The sequence below is a fragment of the Allochromatium vinosum DSM 180 genome, assembly GCF_000025485.1.
Lineage (GTDB): Bacteria > Pseudomonadota > Gammaproteobacteria > Chromatiales > Chromatiaceae > Thermochromatium > Thermochromatium vinosum.
The window spans coordinates 3,177,879-3,191,431 of sequence record NC_013851.1 but is presented as its reverse complement, the minus strand read 5'-3'; the positions used below and the strand labels follow the sequence as shown (position 1 = coordinate 3,191,431).

10 protein-coding genes are annotated in these 13,553 nt (G+C 62.7%); 5 read left to right on the top strand and 5 right to left on the bottom strand.

The annotated features are described in order from the left end of the window. Window positions 1–73: 73 nt before the first annotated feature. Window positions 74–2,647 (top strand): RimK family alpha-L-glutamate ligase, encoded by a 2,574-nt coding sequence (locus ALVIN_RS14055; RefSeq protein ID WP_148217524.1) that lies wholly within the window; start codon window positions 74–76, stop codon window positions 2,645–2,647. 37 nt (window positions 2,648–2,684) lie between these two features. Continuing rightward, the gene (locus ALVIN_RS14050; protein ID WP_012971989.1) at window positions 2,685–3,917 is read left to right on the top strand and encodes an MFS transporter; all 1,233 of its coding nucleotides are present in this window, start codon (window positions 2,685–2,687) and stop codon (window positions 3,915–3,917) included. Between the two features lie 24 nt (window positions 3,918–3,941). On the opposite strand, the gene ALVIN_RS14045 is transcribed toward ALVIN_RS14050, so the two are convergent. The 5 genes from ALVIN_RS14045 to ALVIN_RS17665 all read right to left on the bottom strand — a co-directional run bounded on the left by ALVIN_RS14045 (window position 3,942) and on the right by ALVIN_RS17665 (window position 11,138). Further along, the gene (locus tag ALVIN_RS14045; RefSeq protein ID WP_012971988.1) at window positions 3,942–4,811 is read right to left on the bottom strand and encodes a patatin-like phospholipase family protein; all 870 of its coding nucleotides are present in this window, start codon (window positions 4,809–4,811) and stop codon (window positions 3,942–3,944) included. Next, the gene (locus ALVIN_RS14040; protein WP_012971987.1) at window positions 4,808–6,490 is read right to left on the bottom strand and encodes a GH3 auxin-responsive promoter family protein; all 1,683 of its coding nucleotides are present in this window, start codon (window positions 6,488–6,490) and stop codon (window positions 4,808–4,810) included. Before ALVIN_RS14040 ends, ALVIN_RS14045 begins: the two co-directional genes overlap by 4 nt. An 87-nt stretch (window positions 6,491–6,577) precedes the next feature. Next, window positions 6,578–8,059 carry a phosphomannomutase gene (locus ALVIN_RS14035; RefSeq protein WP_012971986.1) on the bottom strand — a complete coding sequence of 494 codons (1,482 nt, stop codon included), beginning with the start codon at window positions 8,057–8,059 and terminating at the stop codon, window positions 6,578–6,580. Window positions 8,060–8,091: 32 nt separating this feature from the next. Further along, the gene (locus tag ALVIN_RS14030; protein ID WP_012971985.1) at window positions 8,092–10,455 is read right to left on the bottom strand and encodes a hypothetical protein; all 2,364 of its coding nucleotides are present in this window, start codon (window positions 10,453–10,455) and stop codon (window positions 8,092–8,094) included. Window positions 10,456–10,901: 446 nt separating this feature from the next. Further along, on the bottom strand, window positions 10,902–11,138 hold the full coding sequence (locus ALVIN_RS17665) for a hypothetical protein (protein ID WP_148217523.1): 237 nt from the start codon (window positions 11,136–11,138) through the stop codon (window positions 10,902–10,904). 84 nt (window positions 11,139–11,222) lie between these two features. Here ALVIN_RS17665 and ALVIN_RS14020 point away from each other — a divergent pair, with 84 nt between their 5' ends. From ALVIN_RS14020 to ALVIN_RS17245, 3 genes are all read left to right on the top strand, one after another. Next, window positions 11,223–12,482 carry a DUF4427 domain-containing protein gene (locus tag ALVIN_RS14020; protein ID WP_012971984.1) on the top strand — a complete coding sequence of 420 codons (1,260 nt, stop codon included), beginning with the start codon at window positions 11,223–11,225 and terminating at the stop codon, window positions 12,480–12,482. Between the two features lie 190 nt (window positions 12,483–12,672). Continuing rightward, window positions 12,673–13,038, top strand: a complete 366-nt coding sequence (locus tag ALVIN_RS18070; protein WP_223295282.1) for a transposase — start codon at window positions 12,673–12,675, stop codon at window positions 13,036–13,038. Next, complete coding sequence (locus ALVIN_RS17245; protein WP_223295226.1) at window positions 12,929–13,513, top strand: IS5 family transposase; 585 nt, start codon at window positions 12,929–12,931, stop codon at window positions 13,511–13,513. The genes ALVIN_RS18070 and ALVIN_RS17245 overlap by 110 nt, the downstream gene beginning before the upstream one ends. The last annotated feature ends 40 nt before the right edge of the window (window positions 13,514–13,553 follow it).

The window sequence follows — 13,553 nt, the reverse complement described above, 5'->3', positions numbered from 1 at the left end:
CACACGAGGCTGGTCGCCGATCACTGGCGGCTCTTTTCCGATTCCGAGCAATCTTGACGAGAGGCGGTCTCGAATGAGTCAGACACAGATGATGCATGGCTGGATGCTCTATACAGGCCAGGAGATCCCGGAGCTCACGCGCGCCTGCCAGGAGGCCGGGGCAGCCGGTGTACGGCTTGAAGTCGTCGACCCCAAGGATGTCGAGCTGGTCCTCGATCCCGAGGCGCCGACCCGTCTCCTGCACAAGGGCATCGAGGTCGCCGCGCCCATGTTCGCCGTCGCCGCCTTCGTCGAGGAGGCCGATGCCTACAACCTGGCCCTGCTGCAACAGCTCGAGACCCAGGGCGTGCTGTGCGTGAACCGGGCCGAGACCCTGAAGCGCACCGGCGACAAGCTGCTGACGCTGCAACTGCTGGCCGCCGCCGGTCTGCCGGTGCCCAGGACCATCCTGGTGCGCCCCGAGACCTCGCCCGCCTTCATCCGCGAGACCCTGGGCCTGCCGGTCGTCATCAAGGTGCTCGACGGCTCCAAGGGGCATGGCGTGTCCCTGATCCATTCCGAGAAGGAACTCGAGACCCTGCTCGAAATGCTCGACGCCGCCCGCTGTCAATCGGCCCTGCTGGCGCAGGAGTTCATCGCCGACAGCCGGGGGCGCGATCTGCGCGTGCTGGTGATCGATGGCCGGCCGCAGGTCTGCATGCTGCGCCAGAACCGTTCGTCCGAGGGCTTCAAGTCCAACGTCTCGGCCGGCGGCAGCGCGAACGACTATCCGATGAGCGAGGCGATTCGCGAGCTGTCCCAGCAGGTGATCGACATCATCGGTCTGAACATCGGCGGCATCGATCTGCTGTTCAAGGGCGATGGCTTCGTCGTCGGCGAGGCCAACTCAATGCCCGGCTTCCAGGGCATCGAGTCCTGCAACGCCCTCAATGTCCCGGCCGAGATACTCAAGAGCATCGGCCGCCAGCTCCAGGCACGCGCCAAGGCGCGGTTCCGGCGTCAGGCCGAGGCGCTGCGTTCGCTCGACGAACTGCGCGGCAAGTCGGAGCCGGAACTGGTGCAACTGTTCATGGGGGCCTGCGGCTCGGTCGAGCGCATCCAGCAGCAGGTGCTGCTGGACATCCTTCAGCGTAACGCGCACACCGAATTCGGCCAGACGCACGGGTTCGAGGCCATCCGTTCGGTCGCGGAGTTCCGGCGCCGGGTGCCGGTCCGCGAGTGGCCGGATGTCGCGCCCGATGCCCTGCGTCTGGAGCAGGGGGCGAAGGATCTGCTGTTCGCCGGTCAGCCGACGCACTTCATCAGCACCACAGGCACCACAGGCGCGTTCAAGAACATCCCCGAGAGCGCCGAAGGCGAGTTCGCCAAGTCGCTGGTCAGCCGTATCCGCACCGCGCTGCTCATCAAGCTGGCCCCCAAACTCCTGGACGGCTTCTTCATCCCGCTGTCCAATCCGGCGGTGCTCGGCCAGACGGCCTGCGGTATCCCGGTCGGTTTCGCCTCCGGCCTGACCCTCGCCGGCACCTCGCCCGAGATCCAGCGCCGACTGGCCTTCCCGCCCGCCGTGCTCCAGGCACCGGATCGCGAGACGCTCGACTATCTGATCCTGCGCTTCGCCCTGGCCAAGCCCGAGGTGCGTCTGCTGGTCGGCAACAATCCCGGCCGCATGACCGCGCTGCTGGAGACGGCCGACCAGCACCGCGACCGGCTCATCGACGACATCGCGCACGGCACGCTCTCTGCGGCGCTGCCGCTGGCGTCGGACCTGCGCGCCACACTCGAACGCGACCTGAGTCCTGATCCTGAACGCGCACGCGCGCTGCGCGACATGGCCGCACGACGCGGCCGGCTCGAACCGCGCGATTACTGGCCGAACCTGCGCGTGATCTCCTGCTGGCTGGGCGGCACCATCGGCCGCTATCTGGAGGGTCTGCGCCCGCTGCTGCCCGAGAACGTGCTGCTGGTCGATTGCGGCTATGGCGCCAGCGAGGGCAAGTTCAACGTCCCCATGAAGCCGGGTGTCAGCGCCGGTCCACTGGCCATCCTCGGCTATTTCCTCGAATTCCAGCCGCTCGACGGCGGTGAGCCGCTCCTGGCGCACGAACTCGAGGACGGCCAGGAATACGGTCTGATCGTCACCAGCTATTCGGGACTCTATCGCTACAACCTGCACGACATCGTGCGTGTCTCCGGCTTCACCGATCAGAATCCCAACATCGCCTTCGTCAGCAAGACCCGCGACGTGGCCAATCTGGCCGGCGAGAAGCTCAGCGGCGCCTTCCTCGCCGAGATCCTGCGTCAGACGCTGGCCGAGCATCAGGTGCGCTGGCGCCATTTCTGTCTGGTCGCCGACGCCGACCAGCATCGCTATGCCTTCTGCATCGAGTCTGAGGGCACGCCGCCCGAGGCGCGCTGGCTGGCGGACATGGAACAGGCGCTGGTCGCCCAGGCCGAACCCTATCGGCTGCTGCGCGGCCAGGAGCTGCTGCAACCACCGCATCTGGTGCTCATGAAAACGGGCTGGCTGGATCGGCTCTATGAGGAACGTCTGCGCCCCGGCGTCACCACGGCTCAGATCAAGCTGCCCATGATCTGCGAGTCGGTGCCCTGTCCGGACATGATCGAGCGCGTCCTGGAACTGTCATGAGCCGGGCGGATCACGTCCAGCCGGGAGGCCGACCGTCGTGTTGAGTGTCTTTCGCGAACGCAACTACAGCCTGTTCTTCACCGGGCAGGGGTTGTCCCTGATCGGTTCCTGGATCCAGAGCACGACCTTCAACTGGCTGCTGTATCAGTTGACCGACTCGGCTCTGCAACTGGGCTATCTGACGGCCCTGATGAACCTGCCGGCGCTGCTGTTGCTGCCGCTGGCCGGTTCGCTGGTCGATCGCTTCGACCGGCGCCGGCTACTGCTGGTCCTGCAATCGCTGTTCATGGTGCAGGCGCTGATCCTGGGCGTGATCACCCACTTCGAGTTATTGACCCTGCCGCTCGTCGTGGTCATGGGCTGCATCCAGAGCCTGCTGACCGCCTTCGACGGACCGGCGCGGCAGGCGATCGTGCCGCGTCTGGTCCACGACAAGGCGACCTTGCCGGCGGCGATCTCGGTCAACTCGATGCTCTTCAACAGCGCGCGTGCCATCGGTCCGCCGATCGCCGGCTGGTTGATGGCTCAGCTCGGCCCGGCACCCTGCTTCCTGCTCAATGCGCTGAGCTATCTGTTCATGCTGGCCGCGCTGGTGCTGATCCGTCTGAGTGAGCCGGTATCGAGCATGGGGCCGCGCCCCAGCCGGGGCGCACTGCGCAATCTGGGCTTCATCCTCGCCACGCCGACCCTGCGCTATCCGATCTTCTCCTATCTGTCGGTGGCGGTCGCGACCATGTCGGTCTATGTGCTGCTGCCGGTCTGGGCGCACGAGGTGATGGGGGCGGGCGCTCAGGGACTCGGCTGGCTGATGGGCGGTATCGGCGCCGGTGCGCTGGTCGGCGCGCTGGTGGTCGGACTCCAGCGTCGGCCGGAGCGCCTGTGGCCGCTGTTCCGGCAGGCGGCCGTCCTGCTGGGACTCTCGCTCATCCTGCTGAGTCTGAGTGCTCATGCCTGGGTCGTCGGCGGCGTGACCCTGATGCTGGGTATGGCCTACATCGCCCAGGGCGTGGCGGCCAATACGCTTCTGCAACTCGGCATCGACGACGAGCATCGCGCGGGCGTGATGGCTTTCTATCTGCTGGCGGCCTTCGGCTCCATCCCGATCGGCAATCTGCTCGGCGGCTGGCTGGCGCAGTGGCTGGGGCTGCATCAGGCCGCTCTGGTCAGTGGCGTGGCCGTGCTGGGGATCACAGCGCTGTTCTGGCCCACCAGCAACCGGGTCATCGCCTCATTGGAACGCGAGGCCGAACCGGCCGGCGCGGTGGTCTGAACCGCGCCGGTCCGCGCTCCGGTCTCAGGCGCCGCCGGAGAAGGCGGAGATCGCTTCCAGGATCTCCGCCCGGCGCTGCTCGACCACGGCCTGACCGGTCTCGATGATGTAGGGGATGTGATGCACGTCCCACATGTTGATGGGACGGTTGAAGGGCACCTTGATGATGATGATCTCGTGGTGGTGCAGATTGATCGAGAGCGCCAGCTGGAAGCGGGTGATGGCGTCACCCTGGATGGTGTAGTAATTGGACAGGCAGGCGATGTAGTCGTTGGCCCGATGATCGAGCGGATCATGGAAGATCACGGCGATGATGACGTCCATGCCGCGCTTGACGGCCTCCATCACCGGCAGCGACGAGGTGTAGTAGCCGTCGGCGAGCAGACGTCCGTTCATCTCCAGCGGCGGCAGCATCGGAAACACCGCGCTGGAGGCATAGACCGCGTCGGTCAGCCGTCCCTCTTCGATGACCACGCCCTCTCCGGTCTGGATGTCCGTGGTCTGGATCACGGTCTTGGGGTTGAGGTCCTCGACCCGCCGGTCGCCGAACATTTCGTAGAGCGCCCGCTTGAGCTTGGCCGGTCGCACCAGTCCGGTGCGCGTGTCGAAGCGCCCGAAGGGCAGACGCCCCATGCCGAGCACCGCGCGCAGGTTGATCGAGGAGAACAGGCCGCGCTGGGCCACACGACCGATGAGTTCACGGATGTGATCGGAGTCATAGCCGCAGCCGCGCATGGCGCTCATGATGCTGCCGCCGCTACAGCCGACCAGCAGGTCGACCGGAATCTGTGCCTCGTCGAGGAACTCGAACAGCGGGATCGCCGCCAGCGGCTTGATGCCGCCGCTGGAGAGCACCACGGCGACCTTGGGACGTCGGGCGTGTTCGACCGTCATGCGGGCGCGCCCTCCCGGATGTCGAGGGTATAGAGGAGGCGACCGCCGGGCGGGAGTTCCGAACCCAGGACCGTGGGCTTGAACTGGATGTCGCGCATCCCGGAGGCGACCTGGTGGTCGACGATGGCGCCGAGCCAGCCGCGCTCCATCAGCGACAGGGCCGTGGGTTTGAGCATATCGAGCTCCTGATAGCGCTTGAAGACATGGTTGATCTCGCACAGACGGGCGTCGAAGCTCGCGAGCAGACGGTGCATCACGCTCTGCTCAGGCGTCTCGCCGGCCGGTTCGATGTGCAGGTGATAGCGCGAGGTCGCCGACTCGCCCACGACCATGAAATGCATGGGCGTCACGCCGGTCTCGGCACAGGCGCCCTGGACGGCGATCAGGATCTGATTGGCGCTGACCTTCTCGCCCTGCAGGTTCATCACGTCGCGCCCCTTGCGCAGGAAGCTCACCAGCGGCGCGCCCTGATAGAACCCCGTCACCTCGATGACGTCGTTGATGGAGTAACGATAGAGCCCGCCGGCCGTGGTCAGCAGGATCTGATAGGGCACGCCGATCTCCAGCTCGTGGGCCATGAGCACGCGCGCGTCCGGGCGTCCGAATTCCTCCTCCGGGATGAACTCGAAATAGTTGGTGTGGATGGTCAGCAGACCGCTGTTGCCCTCGTCGCTGATCGGGATGGTGATGTGGGCCTCGCTGGCCATGTAGCCGGTGTCGCGCAGTTTGAGTTGCGGTGAGCACCAGTCGTGCAGATGCTGGGCGAACTGGCCCACGGTGCCGCCCTTCCAGCAGCCGATGAGCTTGAGATCCGGCCAGTAGTCGCGCGGCTGGAGGCGTCCGGCGCGCTCGGCCAGCCGCTCCAGCTCGCGCGCCCGGCCCGGATTGGGCTTGAAGCGGCGGCTCAGCGCCTCGCGGATCGGTCCCGGGATGTCGTGGTTTGCCGAGAGCGTGCCGTCGTGGATGTCGCGCAAGAGGTCGGCCTTGTGCTCATCGGCGCTCTCGAACAGCTTGAGCAGGGCATTGGGATTGGAGGCCGGGATGAAGCTGACCGACTCGGGGACGGCACAGCGCATCATCGCATAGCGGCGCGCGTTGAAGTCCTCGATCTCGATGGCGTCATAGGGATAGGCGTACTTGGCGCGCGCCAGCGGATGGGCATCGCGCACCATCAGCCCGGAGACCGCGCCATAGGGGATGTTGGTGTGCGGCGTGTAGCCCTCGACCGCCTTGTTGACGATCGGAAACACCTTGCCGATCAGAAAGCGCGGATGGGTGCCGACGGCGGCGAAGGCCCAGACCTTCTGGTTGAGCGCGTTGCCCTGCTTGCTCTCGGGTGTCACCGGGATCAGCTTGGGCTTGCCGGTGGTGCCGCTGGTCTTGTTGAACATGGAGGGCAGGGGACCGGCGGTCAGGACATGGGACTCGCCGGCGATGATACGGTCGACATAGGGGTCGACCGTCTCCCAACTGGAGACGGGCAGGGCGCGTGCATAGTCGGCGGGTGACTTCAGACGCGCGAAGCCATGTTCGCGTCCGAAGACCGTGTCGGCGTTGCGCTCCAGGCGCTCTTCCAGCAGGCGACGCTGGGTCTGCTCCAGGTTGCGGCAGCGCCCCATGAAGTTGTACCAGCGCGTGCGTGTGACGGTATGGATCAGAGCATTGAGAATGGCGGACATGGTTCCTCACTCGATCGGTCGACGGAGCGTCAATGTAACGCAAATCTGTGTCTGTATTTCGTGCACTGGATCGCAAAAGGATCCACTTCAAACCGCGAGTGTGTCCAAGGCGATCCGCGTCATGGCCTCGGCACGCTCGGCGCTGTCGGCTTCGGCATAGGCACGCAGTTCCGGGGCATTGCCGGACGGGCGCAGATGCAGGATCTCGCCGCTATCGAAGGTGATGCGCAGTCCGTCGGTATCGTCGAGTGTGGCGACCGGGCCGAATGCTGCACCGAACTCGGCCTCGATGGCCGCCTTGTCGTGTTGCAGTCGCCCCGTGCGCAGCGCGGCGAGTCGTGCCCGACTGATCTCGGTCGGAACATTCTTGAGTCGGTCGCTGTGCGTGAAGCGTGGCGGCAGGTCGGCCGCCAGAGCCGAAACGGGCCGGTCACGTTCAACGGCATCGAGCAGGATGGCCACGGCGACCAGCACCGCATCGCGGGTCGGCAGCGCCCGCAATACGCCGCCATCGGCGTTCCTCAGCGCACTGGCGAGCAGGAAACCGCCATTGGCCTCGTAGCCGGCGACCGACTCAAATCCCTCGTCGATCAGATGCTGCATTCCTTCGATGACGAAGGGTGAACCGATACGGGTGCGCCGGACGGCCTGGAAGGCGTTGCAGCGCTCGACGACCGTGTTGCTGCTGACCGGCGTGGCCAGCGCCTGGATCCCGAGCCGGCGCGCGCACAGTACACCGGCCACGTCGCCGCGCAGCCACTGCCCCCGTTCGTCGGCGATCAGCGGACGGTCGCCGTCGCCATCGGCCGAGACCAGCGCGTCGAAGCGGCCGCTCGCCGCCCACTCGCGCGCGAGCGCCTGATCCTCGGGGCGTACCGCCTCGGTGTCGACCGGGACGAAGACCTCGGAGCGACCGAGCCGCGTGACCTCGGCGCCGAGTCCCGAGAGCACGGCGACATAGGGTTCGCGCGCGACGCTGGAGTGCTCGTAGACGCCGATCCGCAGACCCTTGAGGCAATCGCGCGGGAAGAAGTCCAGATAGCGCTCGACATAGGCGTCGAGCGCCGAGTCGTCGGATGCCGGCCGCACTTCCGACTGATCCTGGATGAAGGCGCCGCCGGCGTCGAAGAGTCCCTCGGGCCGCACGATCGATTGAGCACGGATGCCCGCTTCATCGGGCTTGAGGATCTCCCCCGTGGGCAAATTGAACTTGATGCCGTTGCGATCGTCCGGGATGTGGCTGCCTGTGACCATGAGGGTCGGGATCGATCGTTCGAAGCCATAGGCGGCCACCGCCGGGCTGGGGATGAATCCCAGATCGATTGGCCGGCCGCCCTTGTCACGCACCGCGCGCGCGCAGGCCGTCATGATGCGCGGCGTGCTGGGGCGCAGATCACCGCCGAGGCCGACATCCGAGCCGGGCGACCAGACCTCGATCTGCTCCAGATAGCTCAGGAAGCCGAGCGTATAGGCATAGCAGACCCAGTCGGTCATCCGGTCGGCCAGACCACGCGCGCCGCTGGTGCCGAAACCGACACCGCTCTCGGCCATCAAGTCGCCAATGTGCATTCTGAACTCCTCTGTTTTTCAGGTATGTGCGATCAGTCCGCTGTGTCGGTCGCCGGTTCGTCCGTTGCCGGCGTTGACTCGGCCGCCTCGTCGGGTGCCGCGTCGTCTTTGCCGGGTGCGGCAGACTCAGGCGTTTCCGCCGGTGCGTCAGTCGCGGGTTCGCCCGGCTCCGGTACGACCTTAGCCGGTTCGACCGTCGGCGTCTCCTCGGTCTGTTGCGGCATCCAGCGTTCGATCCAGGTGTCCAGATACCCCGCGCGCCAGGCCAGAACCGCGCCCGCCATCAGGGCAATGAGCACCAGCGTGGTCTTCCAGGGGCGCTTCTTGTCGGCGAAGGGATCGCGCAGCGAACGCATCGCTCCCTTGGGCAACTGCGCCGTACTGGTGAGCGTGGCGCCGAACGGGAGACTGATCCGGGCCTGGGCGTTGACCGCCCAGCCGTTGGCATCCAGCAGCGGAGCCAGATTGCGCTGACGCAGCTTGAGCTGTGCCAGCAGCACCGATGGTCCCGAGATCGCCAGCATCAGTCCGAGCAGCGCCAGCGGGATCTGCCACCAGCTCAACGACAGCAGACCCGTCAGGACCGAGGCCACGGCCGTGCCGATGGCGCCGACCGCCAGACCGATGGCGGCGAAGACACCCGCGAACTTGGCGATATCGAAGGGGGTCGCCGCCGGCGCGGCGGCGCCGGCTGAACGCTCCTGGGCCTTGGTCGCCAGTGTCGTCAGGCCCTGCTCGGCACCGGCATCGACGGCCTTGTCGCGCGCGCCGGCAAATTTCTCGATCTGCTGCGAGATCATCCGCCCCAGCCGCTTGTAGGGCGACCAGAACGCCTGCCCGGCGCTGATCGGATGCTCGACGAGCTTGACGATGGTCGCATCCCAGTCGTCGCCGTTGCGGTCGTAGAAGACGCCGTTGCGTCCGACCATGAGATTGTCGCCGTCACCGGCCGTGAAGGCGGCGGCGATGGTCAGGGTCTCGGTGCCGCCGCGCCGTCGGCAGTCGCAGTAGGCCAGATAGATCTGGCTGAGATTGGCTAGCGCGGCATGTTTGCTCGGGTCGTCGACACGCACGCAGAGTTCGCACGCGCGCCCGTCCAGATAGAGGGTACCGGCCTGGAAGACCGCCTTGCGGCCCGGCGTGTAGAAGTCGCGCAGTGAGACGAAGTTCTGGAGCAGCGGCTCCAGGTGCTGGTAGTAGTGCACCAGCCGGTCGACCGACTCGATGGCGTCCGACACCCCGGCCAGCTCCAGATCCTGCTCGATCAGGTCGGCGATGGCCTGCTGGTACGGTCCCTCGACCAGCGCCCGCAGCCGGGTCGCGCCCAGCGGAGCGACCAGCGCGCCGCGTCGACGCGCACGCCAGACCGAATGGGCCTCGAAGCGCGTGCTCAGATCCAGCCACTGGGCTTCGCTCAGACTGTCGAGCTCGCCGAGCAACGGCGCCACCACGCGGGCGCGAAAGGCGTCCAGCTCCCGTGCCCAGCGCGGATTGAGCATCTGACGCAACGGCAGCGGACGTCCCGGCTCGACGCGCGCCAGCGGAAAGCCGGCCAGATCCTCGGTCTCCAGCGACAGGGTGCGGTTGGCCAGGGCGGCATAGTCACTCTCGGCCGGATTGAGCAGCTCGGCGGCGCGCTGGTCGTAGTCGGCCAGTCGGGCGCGGGTGAAATAGTCGTCGATCTTGGTCTTGACCGACTCGAAGAGTTCGGCGGCCGATTCGGTGTCCTCGCCAAGCGGCAGGATGTTGGCCGCGTCGGCCTCGGCCTGCGCCCACCATTCCAGATACTCGGCCGCCTCGGCGAAGAAGCGGTCGCAGAGCGCCTGATCGATCCCTTCCTCGCCGCTGCGATCGGGCCGCGAGCCGACACAGCGCATGATGTCGCTGATCGCCTGGGCGACCGACTCGTCGCGGGCCGCGCTCGGCTGCACCACGCCATCGCCGTTGAAGCGTGATCCGGCGAAGATCTGAGCCGTATTGGCCGTCTCCGCCGCTGTGATGACGGTCGACTCGGTGCGTTCCAGGTTGTCGAGGATGCGCCAGGCCGAGGCCATGATCAGGCGTCCTTCCTCGGTGCTGTCGTCGATGGCATCCAGCGGCAGACCGGCTTCGTGCTTGAACAGATCACCCGGCTCCTTGAGCCTGAGGCAGGTCCAGCGCACCGCTTCCTTGATCTCGTCGATGCGGATGCGTCCGTCGCCGTCGGTATCGAGCAGAGCCAGGGTATGGGCGTCGAACTCCAGCCCCGAGGTCGGGCAGCTCAGGGCGGCCCAGAGTTTGGGGTCGAGTTCGGGCAGATGACGGATGTCCTCGCCCGAGTCGATCATGACCTGATCGAAACCGCCGAGTCGATTGAAGCGCCAGCGATGCGCCGGCCGTTGCGTATCCGCAGACATGATCGTGTGTCCCCTTGATGGATGGCGGCCTCGGTCGGCATTTCAGCCGGGTTTTCTTCTGCGTCCTGGGATGGCCGTGATCCGCAGGGTCGAGGCTCGGATCGGATTGTCGGTCCATTGGAGTGGGGCGAGCAAGGGCAGGGGCCAGTGCTGGGGCGATTCAGTTGTCGGCGCAGAAGATGTAGAAAGCGATGACGCCAGTCGAGGCAGGACTGTTCGGTACGGATCGAGTACTGCATCGCACGGATCGTGCGTGATAGATCCTTGAGAATGGCGAAGCGCTGGGTGGGGCGTGCGAAGCGAGGTCCGATTTCTGGAGGGTTTTCCGTGTTTTGAGCGGTGGAGGAGGTCTCCCGCCATAGATCCCTTTCGACTCCGTTTCCGGCTTGGGTCTGGGCCAGATCGACCAGCAGGCGTCGCAGAGTCTCGACGGTCTGGCGTCGTTGTCAGTCGGCGAGATCAGGGCGTTGAGAGAGTCGGCGTATATAGTTCGTTACTTGATCGGCGCTCAGCGTCGACAGCGCCTTGGGTTTCAGGGTGTCCAGAAATTCTTCGACACGGCGCATGTACCAGCGTTGCGCGGTCTCAGGAACGCCGCGTTGCTGGAGCAGGTCGAGATAGCGTTGCCAGTTTGATGGAGAGCCGTCCGCATGATGTGCGCGATGTGGCTTGACAGCGGTCACGGACGGGATACTCTTGGGCTGGGTTGCAGTCAGTGTATCACTTGGTTGCCAGACTGCTGTCTAAATACACTGTTGGGCAACTGAATGAAGAATAACACCACCAGGTTCGACCTTTCGGATTACCTGATTCATTTCTTTCGAAACGTCGCGATCGATGGGCCGTCCGCCCCTATCGTCCCTGAATGCATGGGATTCGCAAACATTCGCGAAGATGTGAATTGGTCTGCAATTTTCATGCTTCGCAGTGCAATCCGGCATTGCCATCTCTGGGCAACATGGTCATACCGAAACGGTCGAAGAACGATCTATGGTGCTTCCCCAGCAGTATGTTTTACAGAAATGCCGCTTGCAGCATTTCTCGAGGCTGGGAACGCACGGGAAAAACGCGGTGAAGCCATGAGCACTTACGCGCTTATCTTCCCCAAAGCCGGCCTATTTGAACTGGGAGCAAATCCAGTGATCTATGGCCTTGACGACAAGTCAACCCGCTTGTCGAATGGTGCAGACGGGGAGGCAAGAATAATTGAAGAAAAATTATTGCCGCTGAGAGAGCAGTATCGCTATGTAGCGTTCAATCCAAGCATGAACGGGACCCTTGATTGGAGTCATGAGCGGGAATGGCGGTTGCCGTATCGCGGTTCAATGGTTAAGTTTGAGAAGAAACTCGAAGAGTTTGGCGTTGTTGATGTTCCGGTTGACATACCAGGATTGGATATCTCATCTAGCAACTGTAGCGGAATGGGTGTTGTGGTTAAAACAACGGAGGAGGCTAGATGGATAGCAAGCGACATACTCACCTTGGTGGACCGGGGTGTGCTGAAACAACATCATTACCGCTTCATAATGAGTGCAGATTCGCTGCCGAGCCTGGAATCCATTCGAAGTCCAGACGCTATTTCCAAGGTAATTAATGATGCAATGATAGATTTAGAGCCATTCTATGCGCTATCTGAAGGTGCGATAGTCAAAATCGATTCGCGTTTCACAGAAATGATTTTGCAGGTGGAATCCGCGAAATCAAACGCACCCATTTTGGAGCGAGGAGGAGTGTGGCTGTGGATACTAGATAACACTCATGATTTAACGAGGAGTCTGCTGGCACGGAGGCGCGTTTCGGTATCTAGAGATGGTCGCTATCTTGCCAAGTTGCCGGAGTTTGGCAGCAGGCGGGATTTGCGCCAAAGAGAAACTATGGCGAAAGAGCTTGCACGCTTAGTCACACAGGAATTCGGACTCGAGTGCGGGTATTTTTCGCTCCTCGGTTCGGAGGACTACGATGATGTCCCGTTCTACAACGGGAATCATCTAGAGAATCGAATGTTCTACAATGTATCTTGGAAGTAGGCTCCGGTACGCAAGTGCCCAAACAGCGCTTGCAGACGACCGGTCACTCGCTGCGCTCGCTACCGGCGGCTGAAGCTTAACGTTATGCATTTAAGAGGCTGTCTAAAAACTAAGAAATTGATTTTTATGTATATTTTTTGGAAAATATGGCAAGGTTCACGAGTCAATTAACTTCACTCATGTCGTGAATATGACTTCAAAAAAAGAATCTTCGCAAAAATACCCAAGCGATATCTCCGATGAAGAATGGGAGATTGTTGAAAGCATTTTCGAAGAACTTGAGCCTTATACAACAGGCCGACCAAGATCAAGTGATCTACGTGAAATCTTGAACGCTATTTTTTATTTAAACAAAACAGGTTGTCCGTGGCGTTATTTGCCAAATGATTTTCCATCCTACAAACTGGTTAACTATTACTACAATAAGTGGACAGATAACAAATTGCTTGAAAATCTTAATACCGCTTTACGCGAGCAATTACGCGAAAAAAAAAGACCGAAAACCAGATCCAACAGGCGCGATCATCGACAGCCAAAGTGTCAAGGGAACCCCTGAGTCTAGACGGGCCTCTGGGTTCGATGGCGGTAAGTTAGTCAAAGGTCGCAAGCGGCATATCGTTGTAGATACAATGGGTTGCGTGCTTGTCGTGTGGGTGCATGCCGCCAACATGTTTGATGGCACAGCTGCACGCGAAGTGATCGCACGCTTATTTCTACTCATCCAATCCGTCAAAATTATTTGGGCGGATGGAGCCTACGCCGGGGCAGAGCTGATTGAGTGGGTATTTAAGCAGTTTGCCTGTACGCTCACTATTGTTAAGAAGCAGACCGGTCGCCAAGGTTTTCATGTCTTGCCACGTCGTTGGGTCGTTGAAAGAACATTCGCTTGGCTTGGTCGTTCGCGTCGATTGAGTAAAGATTACGAGCGTAAGCCAACCTCAAGTGAGTCTCAAGTTTACTTGGCGTCTAGTCGGTTGTTGCTTCGCCAAATTTGCAATAATCAAATTCACTATAAATTGGCTACTAGCTAGAAAAGACTGTTTTTCCAGTTTCTAGACAGCCTCTAAGGGA

What these genes read in the sequence shown, in the direction of transcription:
- ALVIN_RS14055 (WP_148217524.1), top strand. Translation starts at nt 74, where the DNA reads ATGAGTCAGACACAGATGATGCATGGCTGGATGCTCTATACAGGCCAG.
- ALVIN_RS14045 (WP_012971988.1), bottom strand. Translation starts at nt 4,811, where the DNA reads ATGACGGTCGAACACGCCCGACGTCCCAAGGTCGCCGTGGTGCTCTCC.
- ALVIN_RS14040 (WP_012971987.1), bottom strand. Translation starts at nt 6,490, where the DNA reads ATGTCCGCCATTCTCAATGCTCTGATCCATACCGTCACACGCACGCGC.
- ALVIN_RS14035 (WP_012971986.1), bottom strand. Translation starts at nt 8,059, where the DNA reads ATGCACATTGGCGACTTGATGGCCGAGAGCGGTGTCGGTTTCGGCACC.
- ALVIN_RS14030 (WP_012971985.1), bottom strand. Translation starts at nt 10,455, where the DNA reads ATGTCTGCGGATACGCAACGGCCGGCGCATCGCTGGCGCTTCAATCGA.
- ALVIN_RS14020 (WP_012971984.1), top strand. Translation starts at nt 11,223, where the DNA reads ATGAAGAATAACACCACCAGGTTCGACCTTTCGGATTACCTGATTCAT.
- ALVIN_RS18070 (WP_223295282.1), top strand. Translation starts at nt 12,673, where the DNA reads ATGACTTCAAAAAAAGAATCTTCGCAAAAATACCCAAGCGATATCTCC.